Annotated in this window: 21 protein-coding genes and 3 pseudogenes; 16 read left to right on the forward strand and 8 right to left on the reverse strand. The window is 52.6% G+C overall.

Annotation, left to right across the window (positions count from 1 at the left end; translation table 11 throughout):
* Positions 1 to 48 precede the first annotated feature (48 nt).
* Positions 49 to 228, reverse strand: coding sequence for an aspartyl-phosphate phosphatase Spo0E family protein (locus GHH_RS06245; RefSeq protein WP_011230836.1), 180 nt, complete (start codon positions 226 to 228; stop codon positions 49 to 51).
* A 168-nt stretch (positions 229 to 396) separates the two neighbouring features.
* Here GHH_RS06245 and GHH_RS06250 point away from each other — a divergent pair, with 168 nt between their 5' ends.
* From GHH_RS06250 to GHH_RS06260, 3 genes are all read left to right on the forward strand, one after another.
* Entirely contained in the window at positions 397 to 1,104 is a 708-nt protein-coding gene (locus GHH_RS06250; protein ID WP_011230838.1) for a cytochrome c biogenesis protein CcdA, read from the forward strand.
* A 68-nt stretch (positions 1,105 to 1,172) separates the two neighbouring features.
* The gene (locus tag GHH_RS06255) at positions 1,173 to 1,529 is read left to right on the forward strand and encodes a response regulator (RefSeq protein WP_015374476.1); all 357 of its coding nucleotides are present in this window, start codon (positions 1,173 to 1,175) and stop codon (positions 1,527 to 1,529) included.
* 191 nt (positions 1,530 to 1,720) lie between these two features.
* A complete protein-coding gene (locus tag GHH_RS06260) occupies positions 1,721 to 2,200 on the forward strand; it encodes a CcdC family protein (protein WP_371198483.1) in 480 nt (159 codons plus the stop codon).
* Positions 2,201 to 2,389: 189 nt separating this feature from the next.
* On the opposite strand, the gene GHH_RS06265 is transcribed toward GHH_RS06260, so the two are convergent.
* Positions 2,390 to 2,824 carry a DUF2621 domain-containing protein gene (locus GHH_RS06265; RefSeq protein ID WP_011230841.1) on the reverse strand — a complete coding sequence of 145 codons (435 nt, stop codon included), beginning with the start codon at positions 2,822 to 2,824 and terminating at the stop codon, positions 2,390 to 2,392.
* Positions 2,825 to 3,091: 267 nt separating this feature from the next.
* Between GHH_RS06265 and GHH_RS06270 the strand changes: the two genes are divergently transcribed.
* Positions 3,092 to 3,760, forward strand: coding sequence for a cell wall hydrolase (locus tag GHH_RS06270; RefSeq protein ID WP_201764082.1), 669 nt, complete (start codon positions 3,092 to 3,094; stop codon positions 3,758 to 3,760).
* 53 nt (positions 3,761 to 3,813) lie between these two features.
* A pseudogene (locus tag GHH_RS06275) lies at positions 3,814 to 3,933 on the forward strand (PTS lactose/cellobiose transporter subunit IIA); the annotation flags it as partial.
* A 211-nt stretch (positions 3,934 to 4,144) separates the two neighbouring features.
* Here the strand turns inward: GHH_RS06275 and GHH_RS06280 are convergent.
* Positions 4,145 to 4,291 carry a small acid-soluble spore protein P gene (locus GHH_RS06280; RefSeq protein ID WP_011230843.1) on the reverse strand — a complete coding sequence of 49 codons (147 nt, stop codon included), beginning with the start codon at positions 4,289 to 4,291 and terminating at the stop codon, positions 4,145 to 4,147.
* Between the two features lie 125 nt (positions 4,292 to 4,416).
* Here GHH_RS06280 and GHH_RS06285 point away from each other — a divergent pair, with 125 nt between their 5' ends.
* The gene (locus GHH_RS06285) at positions 4,417 to 4,677 is read left to right on the forward strand and encodes a hypothetical protein (protein ID WP_015374479.1); all 261 of its coding nucleotides are present in this window, start codon (positions 4,417 to 4,419) and stop codon (positions 4,675 to 4,677) included.
* A 70-nt stretch (positions 4,678 to 4,747) separates the two neighbouring features.
* On the opposite strand, the gene sspO is transcribed toward GHH_RS06285, so the two are convergent.
* On the reverse strand, positions 4,748 to 4,897 hold the full coding sequence (sspO, locus tag GHH_RS06290; RefSeq protein ID WP_008879509.1) for a small acid-soluble spore protein O: 150 nt from the start codon (positions 4,895 to 4,897) through the stop codon (positions 4,748 to 4,750).
* A gap of 233 nt (positions 4,898 to 5,130) precedes the next feature.
* On the opposite strand from sspO, the gene acnA reads away from it, so the two are divergent.
* A complete protein-coding gene (gene acnA, locus GHH_RS06295; protein WP_015374480.1) occupies positions 5,131 to 7,848 on the forward strand; it encodes an aconitate hydratase AcnA in 2,718 nt (905 codons plus the stop codon).
* A gap of 40 nt (positions 7,849 to 7,888) precedes the next feature.
* On the opposite strand, the gene sspL is transcribed toward acnA, so the two are convergent.
* The gene (sspL, locus tag GHH_RS06300) at positions 7,889 to 8,026 is read right to left on the reverse strand and encodes a small, acid-soluble spore protein L (RefSeq protein WP_011230846.1); all 138 of its coding nucleotides are present in this window, start codon (positions 8,024 to 8,026) and stop codon (positions 7,889 to 7,891) included.
* Positions 8,027 to 8,128: 102 nt separating this feature from the next.
* Complete coding sequence (locus GHH_RS06305) at positions 8,129 to 9,055, reverse strand: DMT family transporter (protein ID WP_015374481.1); 927 nt, start codon at positions 9,053 to 9,055, stop codon at positions 8,129 to 8,131.
* A gap of 232 nt (positions 9,056 to 9,287) precedes the next feature.
* Here GHH_RS06305 and GHH_RS06310 point away from each other — a divergent pair, with 232 nt between their 5' ends.
* Positions 9,288 to 9,953, forward strand: coding sequence for a ribonuclease H family protein (locus GHH_RS06310; RefSeq protein WP_015374482.1), 666 nt, complete (start codon positions 9,288 to 9,290; stop codon positions 9,951 to 9,953).
* Between the two features lie 6 nt (positions 9,954 to 9,959).
* The gene (locus GHH_RS06315) at positions 9,960 to 10,175 is read left to right on the forward strand and encodes a zinc-finger domain-containing protein (protein ID WP_013145666.1); all 216 of its coding nucleotides are present in this window, start codon (positions 9,960 to 9,962) and stop codon (positions 10,173 to 10,175) included.
* A 280-nt stretch (positions 10,176 to 10,455) separates the two neighbouring features.
* On the opposite strand, the gene GHH_RS06320 is transcribed toward GHH_RS06315, so the two are convergent.
* Both GHH_RS06320 and cspD read right to left on the reverse strand, forming a co-directional pair.
* A complete protein-coding gene (locus GHH_RS06320; protein WP_015374483.1) occupies positions 10,456 to 10,725 on the reverse strand; it encodes a DUF2564 family protein in 270 nt (89 codons plus the stop codon).
* 129 nt (positions 10,726 to 10,854) lie between these two features.
* Positions 10,855 to 11,055, reverse strand: a complete 201-nt coding sequence (gene cspD, locus GHH_RS06325; RefSeq protein ID WP_003251474.1) for a cold-shock protein CspD — start codon at positions 11,053 to 11,055, stop codon at positions 10,855 to 10,857.
* 321 nt (positions 11,056 to 11,376) lie between these two features.
* Between cspD and GHH_RS06330 the strand changes: the two genes are divergently transcribed.
* The 7 genes and pseudogenes from GHH_RS06330 to opp4A all read left to right on the forward strand — a co-directional run bounded on the left by GHH_RS06330 (position 11,377) and on the right by opp4A (position 18,169).
* Entirely contained in the window at positions 11,377 to 11,628 is a 252-nt protein-coding gene (locus tag GHH_RS06330; protein ID WP_013145664.1) for a hypothetical protein, read from the forward strand.
* A 194-nt stretch (positions 11,629 to 11,822) separates the two neighbouring features.
* On the forward strand, positions 11,823 to 12,224 hold the full coding sequence (locus tag GHH_RS06335) for a sporulation protein (protein ID WP_013145663.1): 402 nt from the start codon (positions 11,823 to 11,825) through the stop codon (positions 12,222 to 12,224).
* 204 nt (positions 12,225 to 12,428) lie between these two features.
* Complete coding sequence (locus tag GHH_RS06340) at positions 12,429 to 13,247, forward strand: MIP/aquaporin family protein (RefSeq protein WP_015374484.1); 819 nt, start codon at positions 12,429 to 12,431, stop codon at positions 13,245 to 13,247.
* 49 nt (positions 13,248 to 13,296) lie between these two features.
* Positions 13,297 to 14,787: a glycerol kinase GlpK gene (gene glpK / locus GHH_RS06345; protein WP_015374485.1), complete on the forward strand. Its 1,491-nt coding sequence runs from the start codon at positions 13,297 to 13,299 to the stop codon at positions 14,785 to 14,787.
* Between the two features lie 239 nt (positions 14,788 to 15,026).
* Positions 15,027 to 15,446, forward strand: a pseudogene (locus GHH_RS06350) (ABC transporter permease); the annotation flags it as partial.
* 16 nt (positions 15,447 to 15,462) lie between these two features.
* Complete coding sequence (locus GHH_RS06355) at positions 15,463 to 16,371, forward strand: ABC transporter permease (protein WP_015374487.1); 909 nt, start codon at positions 15,463 to 15,465, stop codon at positions 16,369 to 16,371.
* A gap of 13 nt (positions 16,372 to 16,384) precedes the next feature.
* Positions 16,385 to 18,169: pseudogene (gene opp4A, locus GHH_RS06360) on the forward strand (oligopeptide ABC transporter substrate-binding protein).
* Positions 18,170 to 18,180 lie beyond the last annotated feature (11 nt).

Below are 18,180 nucleotides of genomic sequence, written 5' to 3' on the forward strand. Positions count from 1 at the left end.
TTTTGCCGCCCCTGCTTGGAACAAAAAGAAGAAAGCGCCATGTCCCGCCTAGCGGGAGGCGCTTTGCTTTCGCCGCTTGGTTTGTTCGCGTTGATAGGCATTGAGCAACGTGTCAAGTTCTTTGCTGATTTTCATGGCCGCCGCCGAGTTTAACCCCGTTTTGGCCACCGTGTCGACAAGCTCCATCCGCTTTTGTTCAATCAAGGTCAACAATTTGCATTTCGGCACGAATCGACCGTCCTTTGCTTGAAGTATTGTGTATGGTGCTTTATACTATTTTATCAGTGAACGCAAAAATGGAAAATAGAAAAATTGACCAGGAACAATGAGAAACATGTTACGGGAAGAAGGAATTCTGCTAAAATAAAAAGTAAAAAAGCAGGGGCTGGTTCACCAATGAATGATCTCAATCTATTTTTAGCGTTCGGCGCCGGGTTTTTGTCGTTTATTTCCCCGTGCTGCTTGCCGCTTTATCCGGCGTTTTTATCGTATATCACCGGCGTGTCGGTCAGCGAGTTGAAAGAGGAAAACGCGATGCTGAACCGCCGCAGCTTATGGCATACGCTTTGCTTTTTGCTCGGCTTCTCGCTCATTTTTATCTCGCTTGGCTTTGGCACCTCGCTTCTTGGAAGGCTGTTTGTTGATTATCAAGATGCGATCCGGCAAATCGGCGCGGTCGTGATCGTCGCTCTCGGCCTCGTCGTCGCCGGGCTGTGGAAGCCGGCGTTTTTGCTGAAAGACCGGCGCATTTCGTTTCGTGAACGGCCATCGGGATATGTCGGCTCCGTGCTGATCGGCATGGCGTTTGCCGCCGGTTGGACGCCGTGCATGGGGCCGATTTTGGTGGCGGTTGTCGCTCTAGCCGCCACCAACCCGGGCTCAGGAATGATGTATATGCTTGCTTATACGCTCGGATTTGCCGTTCCGTTTTTCATGTTGTCGTTTTTTATCGGCAAGCTGCAATGGATCCGCCGCCATAGCGCATCCATCATGAAGGCGGGCGGCTATGTCATGGTGGCGATGGGCGTCGTTTTGTACTTTGACTGGATGACAAAGCTGATTGCTTATACGACAAGCTTGTTTGGCGGATTTACTGGTTTTTAGCGGCGATGGAGCCGCCCTTTGTGCGGCTGTTGTTGGAGGAATATCGTTGAGGAGAGGGCGATGGAAAGATGGCTGCCATTTTAATTGCTGACGATGCGAAGTTTATGCGGGTAACGCTGGCGCGCATATTGGAAAAAACGGATCACACCGTAGCCGGTGAGGCGGAAAACGGCAAAGAGGCGGTCGAGCTGTATCGCCGGCTGCGCCCCGATCTTGTCATCATGGACATTACGATGCCGGTCATGAATGGGATTGAAGCGGTGCGGGCGATTAGGGAGATCGATCCCGGGGCGAAAATCATCATCTGCTCGGCGCTCGGGCAGCAGCGTATGGTCGTTGAGGCCATTGAAGCCGGAGCGGCCGACTTCATCGTCAAGCCGTTTGAAGAAACCCGCGTGCTCGAGGCGATTGCCCGTCTTTTGTAAGCGGGCTTCGGCTCCGTACGGCATAGGAAGGCGCCGGCTTATGACCGAAGACAGCTGGGGGCGCTTCTCATGGCAAGGAAGAGGAGGGGCGCTGGCGCGATGTTGGCCGGAGGCGGCTTTAGAGCACGATAGGCAAGCGAAGTGCTTTTTGCTATAATGGCGTTGTCCGTGAATTTTGTCGGAAGAAGGTGATGGCTTTGGCGCTTGTTACATCGCTCATCGCCGTTGTGATGGCGTTTTTCATCTTTTTTGTGCGCATGAAGGCGTCGGAAAAGCCGACGAATGCCAAAAAAATTATTTTGCCACCGCTGTTTATGAGCACCGGAGCGCTGATGTTCATCGATCCGGTCTTTCGCGTTACGCGCGGGGAACTGATCGAGGCGGTCATTCTCGGCCTGTTTTTCTCGCTGTTTCTCATTAAAACGTCGAAATTTGAAATCCGCGGCAATGAGATTTATTTGAAACGCTCAAAATCCTTTATTTGGATTTTGCTCGGGTTGATTGTCATTCGTCTTGGCTTGAAAACGTATTTAGGACGAACGATCGACTACCGCCAGTTAAGCGGCATGTTTTATTTGCTCGCGTTTTCGATGATCGTCCCATGGCGGATTGCGATGTACGTTTCGTATAGAAAGCTGGCGGCGCAGCTGAAACCGCCAGTGCTGACATAAAGAGCTGTCCCGCTGATGGACAGCTCCCTTTTTTGTTGCGCCAAGCCACTTCACTTCGCTTCCCTGGAATTGTCCCGCAGACGGAGCTGAAGTCGTCGGTCCCGGCCTAAAAAGCTGCTTGTTTGGGCCGCTTTTTTCATGCTGAAACAGACGAAAGCTGCCGGTCAGCCTTAGACGAAAGGCGGAACGTCAGCGGCTTTCCAATAAATGTTTATAAGGGGCGAGATCGATGTTCTTCGCCTGCAATGTCCGGATCAAAAACTTATGGTCGCGCTTTGGCGTCGCGATAATATACCCGCGGATGAGCAAGTCGCGTGTGATGCGCGGCGCCTGTTCCTTGAGCGCAAGCTCGCCGATTTTGCCGGCGATCTTTTGCCGCGCGACGTCGCGGAACAATTCCGGCACAGGGCGAACCAATTCCTCAAGCAGCGCTTTTTCTTCTTCCCCCCATAGATGACGCGTCTGTTCAATGTAATATTCCTGCCAGTCGAGCTCCGATTTCCCATCTTCTTTCGGCAGCCGCTTCAAAAACTTGCGGAACATGAAAAAGCCGCCGATCGACATCATGACAAGCAAAAAGACGACCCAAAGCAAAATAAACCAAAGAAACCATCCGGTCAGCACGATCCCCACCCCAACATGATGATCAACTGTTTTGCCATAGGCAAGATTCGTCTACTATTATGTCGAAAAGCTTGCTGTTTGGCAAGTTTCAAACGGCGGCTTGTTATGAAGTGTAACGCAACTGTAATGCAACTGTAAAAAAGCTTGTCCCGCCTTACAGCGCCAATGGATGGAAAGCCGCCGGCCGCTTTGTATGGAAAAGATATACAGTGACGTTCCCTTCTTTGCCTGCTAATCTAGTAAACAGAAAAAAGCCAAAAGGCAACGATGAGGGGGATGCGCAGAGTGAAAAAGACGATTGCAGCGCTCGCGATCACTTGCTGTATGGCGTTAAGCTCTCATGGGCTGTCGGCGGAAGCGGCTGGCTCGTATACATACTATCAAGTGAAAAAAGGCGATACGTTGTCGAAGATCGCCAAACAATATCATACTACGGTTGCTTCGTTAAAGTTGTTAAATCACTTAAAAAGCGATGCCATTTATGCCGGAGAAAGGCTGAAAGTGCCGGCTGCGGCGAAGCGATCGGCTTCGGCGCCGGCAAAGAAGAAATCGATCTCATTAAGCGCCGCTGACCGGAAGCTTCTCGCCCAGCTTGTGCAAGCGGAGACCGGTTCGAGCGAGCCGTTTGTCGGCAAGGTGGAAGTGGCGCTTGTGGTTTTAAACCGCACAAAGCATCCGGAGTTTCCAAAGACGGTGCGCGGCGTCATTTATCAAAAAACGAAATCCGGCTATGCGTTTGTACCAGCCAAAACGGGGAAATTGACCCGCATTCAGCCGACCAAGCAGGATTACGAGGCGGTCGACAAGGCGCTGGCCTTATTCCCAAACGATCGCCGCGGCTCGCTTTATTTCTACAATCCGAAAATCACAAAAGACAAATGGATGTTGTCGCGTCCGGTGACGATTCGCATCGGGCACCATGTCTTCACGAGATGAACGGGGTCGAATAAGGCCTCGTTCTTTTGTTTTGTGCATAGCGGCAGCCGGTGGTGACGATTCTTGTGGTGCATGCCCAAGATCATTTCATGACGGCGATCACGGTCAAGGACTTAGCCGCTGAATTCGTGGAGCTGTATGAAGCGCTCAAGCGGCAAACAGCCGAATCATAATCGCCGTCGGCCGGCTTGTTGACCGGGTGAGGATGATTCGCTTCAACGGGAATGAACCCAAGGCGGGCGGCAACGGGCTGTTCTAGCGACCGCCTTCTTTGTTGATTTTACAATAATTTTATTATGTAAACATAATGACACCAGCCGTTCAGCCCGCCCGGCTGCCGCCGGGCGCGGCTAAACGGAGATAAGGAAACTCCGCTTGTTTTCGTCACATATCGTGGCTTGTGTTGTGCTTTTGCCGCGTGTGATTGCGGTTCTTCACTTTTTTCGAACCGTCAAGCGGCTCCGGCTGCCCAGGATTGTCGCCTTTTGGGGCGTTTTTGCGCATATCTTTGCCGTCGTTTTTGTTCGTCATTTGTTGTCCCTCCTTTGTCCGTTAGCATGCGGCGTTGTGCTTTTGCTTATTCGGCGCATAATTTGCGCCCGGTTTGAAACGATAAGTAGTGGATGACCGCGATGACTGCGAAGGAGGAACGAGCCATGGTTTATCATAAAACGAAGCAAGACGCGTTTCAGGCGGCGCAAAAGGCGACGATGGAGGCAAAAGAGTGGCATGACCATCTCGTCCGCGATCAAGCCGATTACGGCCATCAGTTAGCCCATTTGCGGCAGGAAGTGAACGAAGCGTTTGCACAAATTGAAAACGCGCTTGAAGTCGCCTCGGAAACGCAGCGCATGCAGCTTGAGAAATTCCGCAGCGATTTGCAGGCGATCGTTGACGAAGTCAATGAGAACGAGTAAGGGAATGCCGGCGGCGGTCATTCCCTTTTTGCATGCTATGGCAGTCCGGGATGGCGAAATGGCCGCCATGCTATTGGTTCTTTTTTCGTTTTTTGTTGTTTTGGCGCTGGGCTTCTGTCAGTGGTTCATTGGAAAACTCTTCATTGTAGCCGGCTCCCATTCCTTGCGCTTTGGCGGCGTTCATGCCAGGGATCACGTGGTTTGCTTTTCGCTTTGCCATTCGTTTCACCTCCGCTTCTAGTTTGCGACGAAACGGGCGCCTTATTCCTCTTTTGCCGCGGTAAGGAAGTAATATGGCGAGACATTGGAAATCATTATTTACAACTTGTGCTGTTCTATAATAAGATAAAGTCGTGCCGAACTTTATGGGGATTGGGAGAATTCATGCTATTTTTTCGACTTTTGTGCGAAAAAATAGTATAGTATTATTGTGAAGTGAAGGGGGTTATACATATGGCGAAACAAGATGTGTTCAACGCCCGCTCTTCGTTTGTTGTAAACGGCAAAACGTACAACTACTACCGTTTGCAAGCGCTTGAAGAAGCGGGCATCGGCCAGGTGAGCCGCCTGCCGTACTCGATCAAAGTATTGCTTGAATCGGTGCTTCGCCAAGTCGACGGCCGCGTCATCACGAAAGAGCACGTCGAAAACTTGGCGAAATGGGGAACGCCGGAAATGAAAGACATCGACGTGCCGTTTAAGCCGTCGCGCGTCATTTTGCAAGACTTCACCGGCGTGCCGGCCGTCGTCGATTTGGCTTCGATGCGCAAAGCGATGGCGGATCTAGGCGGCGACCCGTACGAAATCAACCCGGAAATTCCGGTCGATCTCGTTATCGACCACTCGGTGCAAGTCGACCGCTACGGGTCAGACGATGCGCTGGAGTACAACATGGATTTGGAATTCAAACGGAACGCCGAACGGTACAAGTTTTTGAAATGGGCGCAAAAAGCGTTTAACAACTATCGTGCCGTTCCGCCGGCAACGGGGATCGTCCACCAAGTGAACTTGGAATATTTGGCCAGCGTCGTTCACGCGGTCGAAGGGGAAAACGGCGAGTACGAAGCGTTCCCGGATACGCTTGTCGGCACGGACTCGCATACGACGATGATCAACGGCCTCGGCGTCCTCGGTTGGGGGGTCGGCGGCATTGAAGCGGAAGCCGGCATGCTCGGCCAACCGTCGTACTTCCCGGTGCCGGAAGTCATCGGCGTCCGCCTGACAGGCAAGCTGCCGGACGGAGCGACGGCCACGGACTTGGCGCTTAAGGTGACGCAAGTGCTCCGGAAAAAAGGCGTCGTCGGCAAATTCGTTGAATTTTTCGGACCAGGAGTAGCGACTTTGCCGCTTGCCGACCGGGCGACGATTGCCAACATGGCGCCGGAATACGGGGCAACGTGCGGCTTCTTCCCGGTCGACGCTGAAGCGCTTGACTATTTGCGCTTGACCGGCCGCGACGAACATCACGTTCAAGTCGTCGAAGCGTATTGCAAAGCGAACGGTTTGTTCTACACGCCGGATGCACCGGAGCCGGTGTTTACGGATGTGGTGGAAATCAACTTGTCGGAAATTGAAACGAACTTGTCTGGCCCGAAACGGCCGCAAGACTTGATCCCGCTCTCGAAAATGAAACAGTCGTTCCGCGACGCGGTGAAAGCGCCGCAAGGCAACCAAGGCTTTGGCTTGACGGAAGCGGACTTGGAGCGGGAAATTACGGTCGAGCTGAACGGCGAACAAGTGAAATTGAAAACGGGCGCTGTCGTCATCGCGGCCATCACAAGCTGTACGAACACGTCGAACCCGTACGTGCTTGTCGCCGCTGGTTTAGTGGCGAAAAAAGCGGTCGAAAAAGGCTTGCAAGTGCCGAAATACGTGAAAACGTCGCTCGCGCCGGGCTCGAAAGTCGTCACCGGCTATTTGCGCGATTCGGGCTTGTTGCCGTATCTTGAGCAGCTCGGTTTCAACATTGTCGGCTACGGCTGCACGACATGCATCGGCAACTCAGGTCCGCTTGCGCCGGAGCTCGAAAAAGCGCTCGCGGAAAGCGATCTGCTCGTGACAAGCGTCCTGTCCGGCAACCGGAACTTTGAAGGCCGCATCCACCCGCTTGTCAAAGGCAACTATTTGGCATCGCCGCCGCTTGTTGTCGCCTATGCGCTCGCCGGCACGGTCGACATTGACTTGCTTAACGAGCCGATTGGCAAAGACAAAGACGGCAACGACGTCTATTTCCGCGACATTTGGCCGTCGATGGAAGAAGTGAAGAATGTCGTCAAGCAAGCGGTCGATCCGGAACTGTTCCGCAAAGAATATGAGCGCGTGTTCGACGGCAATCCGCGCTGGAACGCCATCGAAACGACGGATGAGCCGCTGTACCAATGGGATGAAAACTCGACGTACATTCAAAATCCGCCGTTCTTTGAAGGCTTGTCGCCGGAAGTGCGCAAAGTCGAACCTCTCACCGGCTTGCGCGTCGTCGGCAAGTTCGGCGATTCGGTCACGACTGACCATATTTCGCCAGCTGGGTCGATCGGCAAAAACACGCCGGCAGGCCAATACTTGATCTCGAAAGGCGTCGAGCCGAAAGATTTCAACTCGTACGGTTCGCGGCGCGGCAACCATGAAGTGATGATGCGCGGCACGTTCGCCAACATCCGCATCCGCAACCAAATCGCGCCGGGCACGGAAGGCGGCTATACGACGTACTGGCCGACCGGCGAAGTGATGTCGATGTACGATGCGTGCATGAGATACAAACAAGACGGCACTGGGCTTGTCGTCATCGCCGGCAAAGACTACGGCATGGGCAGCTCGCGCGACTGGGCGGCGAAAGGGACGTTCTTGCTCGGCATTAAAACGGTCATCGCCGAAAGCTTTGAGCGCATCCACCGCTCGAACCTCGTTTTGATGGGCGTCCTGCCGCTGCAATTCAAAGAAGGCGAAAATGCGGAGACGCTCGGCTTGACGGGTAAAGAAGTGTTCGACATTCACATCGATGAAAACGTCAAACCGCGCGATCTCGTCAAAGTGACGGCGACGAACCCGGATACGGGTGAGAAGAAAGAATTTGAGGTCATCGTCCGCTTTGACAGTGAAGTCGAAATCGACTACTATCGCCACGGCGGCATTTTGCAAATGGTGTTGCGCGAAAAATTGGCGAAAGTGAAATAATAACGACAAAAAGCAGGCTCCCATATCGGGAAGCCTGCTTTTATTTTGTGTTGAGCTTTTTCGCTGCGTTCTCAAGCTTGCTTTTTGGATCCGGGGTGAACGTTCCGTCTTGGCCAAAGCCTTGCGGGTTGACGCCCGGCGCCTTCGTGCCGCGGTTTCGGCCGCCGTTTTTGGTCATTGCTCTCACCTCCGCTCTTTACGGATAGTATGGCCGCCCTTGGTCAAAATATAAGCAAAGGAGGAAAGCTTCACTGTTTTTCGCTAAGAGCAATCGTTGCGGCTACGATGGGATGTTCCGCTTTTCCCGCCACCGTCTGCCCCAGAGGCGCATGCTTGGCAGTTCGGCGAAAATCATGCCGGCCAAAATCGCAGCGCCGCCAAGCCAGGCCGATGGCGACAGCCGCTCTCCAGCCCAAAGGTAGGCGGTCAAAGCGGCGAACACCGGCTCCATGGCGAAAATCAGCGCGACATGGGCGGGAGTCGTATATTTTTGCACCGCCGTTTGGATGAGAAACGCCGCGGTCGTCGCCAACAACGATGTCACAGCGAGCGCCCCCCATACTTCCGGACGGCGGAGCACCGCCATATTCCACATTTGCGCGGCGTCTTCAAACCAAAAGGCAAAGAAGAAACAGAGGATGCCGACGGTAAAAATTTGCACCATGGTCAACAGCATCGTCGAATGCTGAGAGGAATAGCGGCCGGTGACGATAATGTGCATGGCAAAGGAAACAGCACAAAGAAAGACAAAGAAATCGCCCTGATTGAACGACAGCTCCGCTCCCCCTGTCAGCCAATACAGGCCGAACGCGGCAAGTGCCGCTCCAACGACCGCATTCACAGACGGTTTTTGCTTTAAAATCAAAAAGGAAAACAATGGAACGAGCACAACGCTCAGTCCGGTAATAAAGCCGGCTTTCGAGGAAGTGGTATACAACAGTCCGATCGTTTGGAATGCGTAGCCACAAAACAGCCATAGCCCCATCCACGCTCCAGCGCCGATGACTCGCCATGACAACTGGCCGAAGAGTGGGCGGGAAGCGGCAGCGATCCAGGTGAGAAGCAACAAGCCGGCCAAACTGAAGCGAACGGCGTTAAACGACAACGGCTCCAAAAACGAAATGGCATTTTGGACGACGACGAACGTCGCCCCCCAGACGAACGTCACCATGAGCAGACTCAGATCGGCTATGGTTTGACGCTTCAATTCGAATCCTCCCTCTTCATATGCTTGCGCCCCATCTCATTTTGGGTGCTAGCCGCTAGTGTACCACAAGTAGGCCGAAAAAGATAGATATTTTGGAAAAAAGATGGGCGCCTGCGGCAAAATGGTTGATACAAGAAGAATTTGCGCATAATATTAGGTAATGAACAAGGGCGCAAGTGTGGTAAAATAAAAACCAGCTCCGATCATCGCCACGCGGAAGGGTGACAATGCGTTGGACGTACAAATCCACTGGACGTATATCACGCCGAAAAAACAAGAGGCGTTTCTTGTCTCCGATTGGGTCGATGCCAAAAAGGCGCTCGCTTTGGCGGATGATTTTGAAAAAACCGGGCGGACGAAAACAGTGGAGTTCATCGATCGAAACGGCACGGTGTGGTCAAAAAAAGAGCTGCAAAAGCTGCTTGAGGAGATCGCCGGCGAGCCGCATGAGATCGTTGTGTATTTCGACGGCGGCTTTGACCATGAGACGTCCCAAGGCGGCGCCGGCGCGGTCGTATACTATAAGCAAAACGATCATCGCTACCGGTTGCGCGCCAACCGCCGGCTCGGCGAAATCAAATCCAATAATGAGGCAGAGTATGCGGCGTTTTGGTTTGTCATGCAGCTGCTCGAGGAACTTGGTGTTCATCATTTGCCGGTGACGTTCCGCGGCGACTCCCACGTCGTGTTAAAGCAGCTGTCCGGCGATTGGCCGTGTTTTGAGGACGATTTCAACATCTGGCTTGACCGCATTGAAGCGAAAATGCGCGAACTTCACATCGAACCGGCGTACGAGCCGATTTCGCGCAAACAAAATAAAGAGGCGGATTCGCTCGCTCGCCAGGCGCTTGAAGGGCAGATCATCACAAGCCGAACGGAATTGACAGGGAAAGGGTAAGGTCGTATGGGAAAGAAGCGGAACCGACGCAAAGAAATATTGGACCAAATCGCTTGGCTGGAGGAAACGTACTGCGATGGCTGCTTTTTAAAAAGCACGTTCCGGAAAGAGTACGGCAAAACGTACGCCCAATCGTTTTGCATCCAGCAATGCACGGTCGGGGAACAAATGCGGCAGTACGGGGAGATGCTTCTATCAGCGCCGCCGCGTCCGCGTCGGTAATGAAGGAATTTTTTTCAAGAGGCGGTTGGTGCGGGCGATAGGAGCCCCAATCTGCGCTTTCGCGAGCCTGGGGCGGTGCCGGCTGCGACCAGGCAAGCTTTGGCGTTTGAACGGAGGAAGCGGATGCGCTGCGAAGGCCGGTGATTGACAGAACATACGTTTTAACATGGAGAAACCTCAAAAGCTGTTCTTCTTTTCACTCCAAAAGGAAATCGCTGTTTGTCCTCCGCCTTATAGATGGTGCAAAAAGAGCTTCGCCAAGCGAAGCTCCGTTTTGCTGTTATTGCTGCGCCTCGCGAAGCTGGTGTTCGGCGCGGGCCAATGTTTGTTCGCAACGGGCGAGAAAATCACCGTCGACGCCCGTTGCTTCTTGGCGGGCGCGCGCAAGTTGGTCGCGGGCGTTTTTCACCGCTTGTTCGGCGTGGCGAAGCATCTCGGGGTCGAGCTGCATCGTCGCCTGGCCGACCATTTTCTCCGCCGTCTCGACGAACATTTCCACTTGCTTTACGTCGTTGTATCCCGTATGTATGTCGGCATCGCGTCTGGCCATATGAACACCTCCCTTTCTTTATTGTTTGCCGTTTGATGGAATCTATGCAAATCGTAATGAAAAAGGCACCCTGCTTAAACAGAGTGCCTCTCGTTCCGCTCCCGTTCTCTCGTCTATGTCAACGAAGTCTTATAATTTGACAACGTTCGCTGCTTGCGGTCCGCGGTTTCCTTGGACGATTTCAAACGAAACTTCTTGGCCTTCTTCTAACGTTTTGAACCCTTCACCTTGGATCGCCGTGAAGTGGACGAATACGTCGGAACCGCCTTCCACTTCGATGAAACCGTAACCTTTTTCGTTGTTAAACCATTTTACTTTACCACGTTGCATAATACTGAATTCCTCCTAATACCTTTAGCCTGTTCGGCTAACCTCAAGATTTTTATCAAATAACAAAATATACTTCACAGCCATCCAAGATGCATCTTCATGTTGAATGCCTGAAATATATTCTGTTATGTGATGACTTTACTATACACTACCGCGGGTGGCCGCGTCAAGCAAAAGAAAGGAAATTTCCGAAAAAAATTGTTTGCCGGCCCGAAAAACAATGCGTTGAAAAGGAAAGCGGGCCGCTGGGGAGAAAAAAGTCATGAGCAGGCAACAACGGCCATACATTGGAATAGGAACGACGAAAAGGGGGAGAAGCGGATGTACCGCGGAAAAATCGCGGGAAAAGAAGTGATCGTTCGATTGGGCAACCGGGTCAGCCGCCGCTATTTCAGCGACAATAAAATTTACCACATGGTTCTTTCGTACGGAGAGTCGGCGTTTCGCAAAGGGCAGGATATGTTTTGCATCTATAATGACCGCGTCGGCTTGATTGTTGCGGAAGTCGAGCAACAGGACGTCCCGGTCATTCGGATCGATTACATTATCGAAAACGAAAATGTGTACGAATAACCAATTGACAGCGGAAGGCGAATGCGGTAATCTCGAATGTAAGCGGTAACAAAATAAGCCGCATTCGTCCCTGTTTCTCCCAGGGGCAGACGTGCCGCGCCAGCATCGTCTGTTTCTTTTTTGGCTCGCGTTGAAACAGGCGGCTTCGTTTTTTCGTATGATGATATGACAAGAGAGACAAAGAGGTGACTGCGGTGTTATTGCGCAAAATGATGTCAAGAGTCGGAGTCGGGTCGGCGCACGTCGACTTGATCTTAAATAAATCGTTATGGCGCCAGGGGGAAATGATTCAAGGGATCGTCCACATTTACGGCGGAACGGTGGAACAAATGATCGAGCGGCTCGATGTGGAGCTCGTGCAAAAAACGATCGAAAACGGCAAGGAACTGGATGACATTGTCGCCGTCATTCCGGCGGCCGGAGCGTTTTCGATCAAGCCGGGCGAGAAAAAGGAGATCCCGTTTTCCTACACGATTCCGGAAACCTTGCCGCCATCGCGCCCCGGCCGGTCGTACCGGTTCATCACCCGCCTTCATATCGAAGACGCGGTCGATACGCTCGACTTCGATTACGTGCAAATTTTGCCGAAGAAATAGGTTGACAGCGTTTTCAACAGATGATATGCTAAAAGCAAGTTAATAATGTTGTGGTGGAGAAGCGGAGACCCACACATATTCCTCGTTGATGAGCGGGGAAGTGTGTGGGTTTTTGTTTTTCCACCCAACGGCTAACCCTCCGGAGGGGCCGCCCAAGCAGGAAATAGCAGAGGAAATCACGAATGAAAAGGGGGAAGAGAACAAATGTCGCCATTTTTAGGGGAATTCATCGGTACGGCACTGCTCATCATTTTCGGCGCTGGTGTGTGCGCCGGGGTCAATTTAAAGAAATCATATGCGGCCAATTCGGGCTGGATTGTCATTACGATGGGGTGGGGGCTGGCGGTGGCCGTGGCCGTATACGCTGTCGGCCGGTATAGTGGCGCCCATCTCAATCCAGCGCTGACAGTGGCATTGGCCATAAGCGGCGATTTTCCATGGAAAGATGTCCCTGGCTATGTGTTGGCACAAGTACTTGGCGCTATGGTTGGGGCTGCCGTCGTCTATCTCCACTATTGGCCGCATTGGAAGGAAACAGACGACCCGGGTGTCAAGCTTGGCGTGTTTGCGACGGGTCCGGCCGTGCCGAATACGGCTGCCAACTTGCTTAGCGAGATCATCGGAACGTTTGTGTTGGTTTTGGCCATCTTGGCCATTGGCGCCAACAAATTCGCTGATGGGCTCAATCCATTTATCGTTGGTTTTTTGATCGTGGCGATTGGACTGTCGCTCGGCGGTACGACGGGATACGCCATTAATCCCGCTCGAGACTTTGGGCCTCGGTTAGCTCACTTTTTGTTGCCAATCCCAGGGAAAGGGTCATCGAATTGGGCGTATGCGTGGGTGCCGATCATCGGGCCGCTGCTTGGGGGTGCGTTAGGCAGTTTGGTCTATAAAGCCGTTTTCTTGGGAAAACCGTCAGCCGCATTATGGGGAGTGCTGGCGGCAACCGCAGTCGTTTTGGCGGCGCCGAAGATGACAAAAGGAAAGACAGTGAGCGCCGCAAGCCGCCGTTCTCTCTAGTTGGCGTACGGGGGTTGCAAACAAATCAAGGAGAAGGGAGAAGAATGTCATGAATCAATACATGTTAGCCATCGACCAAGGCACAACGAGCTCGCGCGCGATTTTGTTCAATCAAAAGGGCGAAATCGTCCATATGGCGCAAAAAGAGTTTACGCAATATTTTCCGCAGCCCGGCTGGGTCGAGCACAACGCCAATGAAATTTGGGGATCGGTGCTTGCTGTCATTGCGAGCGTTTTGTCCGAGGCGCAAGTGAAGCCGGAACAAGTGGCAGGGATCGGGATTACAAACCAGCGGGAGACGACGGTGGTGTGGGAGAAAGACACCGGCAACCCGATTTACAACGCCATCGTCTGGCAGTCGCGGCAGACGGCCGATATTTGCGATGAACTGAAGGCGAAAGGGTATGACCCGTTGTTTCGCAAAAAAACCGGCTTGCTTATTGACGCCTATTTTTCCGGGACAAAAGTGAAATGGATTTTGGATCATGTCGACGGAGCGCGCGAACGGGCGGAGCGCGGCGAATTGCTTTTCGGCACGATCGATACGTGGCTCATTTGGAAGCTGTCCGGCGGCCGCGCCCATGTGACCGACTACTCGAACGCGTCGCGCACATTAATGTTCAACATTCATACGCTCGAGTGGGATGACGAGCTGCTTGATATCCTAGGCGTACCGAAGGCGATGCTTCCTGAGGTTCGGCCGTCGTCGGAAGTGTACGCGAAAACCGTCCCCTACCATTTCTTCGGCGTGGAGGTGCCGATCGCGGGAGCCGCGGGCGACCAGCAGGCAGCTTTGTTCGGCCAGGCGTGCTTTGCGGAAGGGATGGCGAAAAATACGTACGGCACCGGTTGCTTTATGCTCATGAACACCGGTTCGAAGGCGGTCGCGTCGAAACACGGGCTGCTCACGACGATCGCCTGGGGAATTGACGGCAAGGTTGAATACGCCCTTGAAGGCAGCATTTTCGTCGCCGGTTCGGCCATTCAATGGCTGCGCGACGGCTTGCGGATGATCAAAACGGCAGCGGACAGCGAAGCGTACGCTGAAAAAGTCGAGTCGACCGACGGGGTGTATGTCGTCCCAGCGTTCGTCGGTCTTGGCACGCCGTATTGGGACAGCGAGGTGCGCGGGGCGGTGTTTGGCCTCACGCGCGGCACGACGAAGGAGCATTTCATCCGGGCCACCTTGGAATCGCTCGCCTACCAGACAAAAGATGTGCTCGCCGCCATGGAAGCCGATTCCGGCATCTCGCTGACGACGCTGCGCGTTGACGGCGGGGCGGTGAAAAACAACTTCCTCATGCAGTTCCAGAGCGATTTGCTGGCCGTTCCGGTCGAACGGCCGGTCGTGAATGAAACGACGGCCTTGGGTGCGGCGTATTTGGCCGGATTGGCCGTCGGCTATTGGAACAGCCGGGACGACATCGCCGCCCAATGGCAGCTGGATCGCCGCTTTGAACCGAAGATGGACGACGCCAAGCGGACCGCGCTCTATGAAGGATGGAAAAAAGCGGTGCAGGCGGCGCGGGCGTTTAAATAAGAAAAAACGCAGATGTCTCGTCATGGGCATCTGCGTTTTTGTATTTTGGCTTACACATTACGGAGCGGAAGAAAAATGAAACGGCATCGCCCTCCTTTGTTTGTCGAGTAAAGGCGATTTTTTTCGATGCGCATTCAACAAAGCAAAAAAAGCTGAGCGTTTGAAACATTAATATAGTCAAACAAATTTATGTTCTAAATAATCATATATGATAAGGATCAAATTACAAAAAATGTTGAAGCAAGTTGAATCATCTCATGCTTCCGGCTTTATCGGGCGCGCTCATCAACACGGTCGTCACCATTCAATATTTGCGAAGCGAAATCATTGATACGAAAGTGAAAGATTTCGTGAAAACAGCGCGCGCCAAGGGCGTTCCAGAACGCCAGATTTACTGGCGGCACATTTTGCGCAATTCGTTTTTGCCGATCGCAGCGTTTTTAGGCTATGAAATTACGGGTCTCATCGGCGGTTCCGTGTTTTTAGAGTCCATTTACAGTTATCCAGGGCTTGGACAACTGTTTTTGCAGTCGATTATGCAGCGCGACTACAGCGTCGTAACGGCGCTTGTGATGATTTCCGGGGTCGCGACGCTTGTGGGGACCTTGCTTTCTGACATTATTTTAAGTGCGGTCGATCCGCGCATTCGCATTGAGTAAGGGAGGGGCGTGGAATATGAAAATTGAGGTGAACCGTCCTGCTCCAGTTGAAATAGCCTGTGAGAAAAGCCCTTCCGCTCTTTCGATTATGTGGCGGGAGCTCGTCCGCGATCGGCTGGCTCTTGTTTCGCTCATTATATTGTCCGTCATTTTGCTGATTGTCTACGGCGCTTCCATTTTTTTAGACCAAGAGGAAATTGTAAAGGTAGACTTTTTGGCCATTTATTCACCGCCATCGGCGGAACATTGGCTTGGCACCGATTATGGCGGCCGCGATGTGTTCGGCCAGCTGATCATTGGAGCCCGCAATTCCTTTACGATCGGCCTGGCGATTACGCTAATCACAGGTGCGATCGGCCTTGTGGTGGGGCTTGTGGCCGGCTATTTCGGCGGCTGGATCGACAACGTCATCATGCGCATCATCGATTTTATTCTCGTCTTGCCGTTTTTAATGCTGGTGATCGTCTTTGTAGCCATCGTCCCGAAATACAATGTGGCGACGTTCATTTTGATTATGAGCGCGTTTTTATGGACGGGCAAAGCCCGGCTCATTCGCGCCAAGACGCTTGCCGAGCGGGAATTGGACTATGTCAGCGCATCCAAGACGCTCGGGACGCCGGATTGGAAAATCATTTTGTTTCAAATTTTGCCGAACTTAAGCTCCATTATCATCGTCAATTTGACGTTGAACTTAGCTGGCAACATCGGCATTGAGTCAGGTCTTACATACTTGGGGTTCGGGCTGCCGGAAAGCACGCCAAGCCTTGGGACGCTGGTCAGCTATGCGACCAATCCCGATGTGCTGCAAAACAAATGGTGGGTATGGCTGCCTGCATCATTGCTCATTTTGGTGATGATGCTGTGCATAAATTTCATCGGCCAAGCGGTGAAACGTGCGGCTGATGCAAGACAACGACTAGGATAAGGGGGAAGAAAATGTGAAGAGAAAATGGCTGGCGGCTCTCGCCGCGCTCTTGCTCGTGCTCGCCGGGTGCACGGGCAAATCCGACACAACGAGCGGAAAGGGCAACAATAACGAAAAACCGGCGGCTCAGAAGGAAGACATCAGCAAATTCCCGATGACGGTGAAAAACGACGGGAAAATCATCGATGGCGGCGTGTTGAAATACGGCCTTGTGTCCGATACGCCGTTTGAAGGGACGCTCAGCTATGCATTCTACACCGGAGCGCCCGACGCAGAGATTTTGTAATTTTTTGACGAGTCGCTTTTTCGGACGAACGGTGACTATGAAATTACAAATGATGGGGCTGCCACGTATGAGTTGTCGGATGATAAAAAGACGATGACAATCCATATTAAAGACAATGTGAATTGGCATGACGGCCAGCCGGTGACCGCTGAAGACTTGGAGTATGCGTATTTGGTCATCGGCCATAAAGATTACACCGGCGTCCGCTATGGCGATGCGCTCATCCAAGGGATCGTCGGGATGGAAGAATATCACAGCGGCAAAGCGGATAAAATTTCCGGCATTAAAGTCATCGACAAAAAGACGTTGACGATCACATGGAAACAGGCCAATCCGTCGGTGTTGACTGGCATTTGGGCGTATCCGCTGCCGAAGCATTACTTGAAAGACATTCCGATCAAAGACTTGGCGAAATCGGATAAAATCCGGAAAAACCCGATCGGGTTCGGTCCGTTTAAAGTGAAGAAAATCGTTCCGGGCGAGTCGGTAGAGTTTGTTCGCAATGATGACTACTGGGCTGGCAAACCGAACTTGGAAGGCGTCATTTTGAAAGTCGTCAGCCCGCAAGTCGTCCTGCAAGCGCTGAAAAAAGGCGAAATTGACGTCGCTGAGTTCCCGACTGACCAATATTTGAACGCGAAAGGGACGAAAAACATTCAGTTTATCGGTAGAGTGGATTTGGCGTACAACTATATCGGCTTTAAACTCGGCCATTGGGATGCGAAAAAGCAAGAAAATGTGATGGACAATCCGAAATTCCAGAACAAAAAGCTGCGCCAAGCCATGGCGTACGCCATCAACAACCAAGAAGTGGCTGATCGCTTGTACCACGGCTTGCGCTTCCCGGCGACCACGCTGATCCCGCCGTCGTTCCCGGGATACCATGACAGCTCGATCAAAGGGTACACGTATAATCCGGAAAAAGCAAAACAGCTGCTTGATGAGGCCGGCTATAAAGATGTGGACGGCGACGGCTTGCGCGAAGATCCGAACGGCAAAAAGTTTACGATCAACTTTTTGGCGATGAGCGGCGGCGATATTGCCGAGCCGTTGGCGAAGTTTTACATGCAATGCTGGAAAGACGTTGGCTTGGATGTCCAATTGGTGGACGGCCGTCTGGCGGAGTTCAACTCGTTCTATGACATGGTTGAAAAAGATGACCCGAAAGTGGATGTTTACGCTGCCGCTTGGGCAACGGGAACGGACGTCGACCCGTACGGATTGTACGGCCGCAACGTCATGTTCAACTACTCGCGTTGGGTGAACGAGAAAAATGATGAGCTGCTAGAAAAAGGCCATTCCGAGCAGGCGTTTGACAAGGAGTATCGCCGGAAAATTTACAGCGAGTGGCAAAAGCTAATGAACGAAGAAGTGCCGGTCATCCCAACGTTGTATCGTTCCGCCATCTACGCAGTCAACAACCGCGTCGCCAACTTTACGGTTGACCCGAGCTCGAAGCTGACGTGGAAAGATGTCGGCGTCACGGCCGAGCAGCCGGAAGTGGCGGAATAAACAAAAAAGCG

The sequence above is a fragment of the Geobacillus sp. GHH01 genome (assembly GCF_000336445.1).
Lineage (GTDB): Bacteria > Bacillota > Bacilli > Bacillales > Anoxybacillaceae > Geobacillus > Geobacillus zalihae.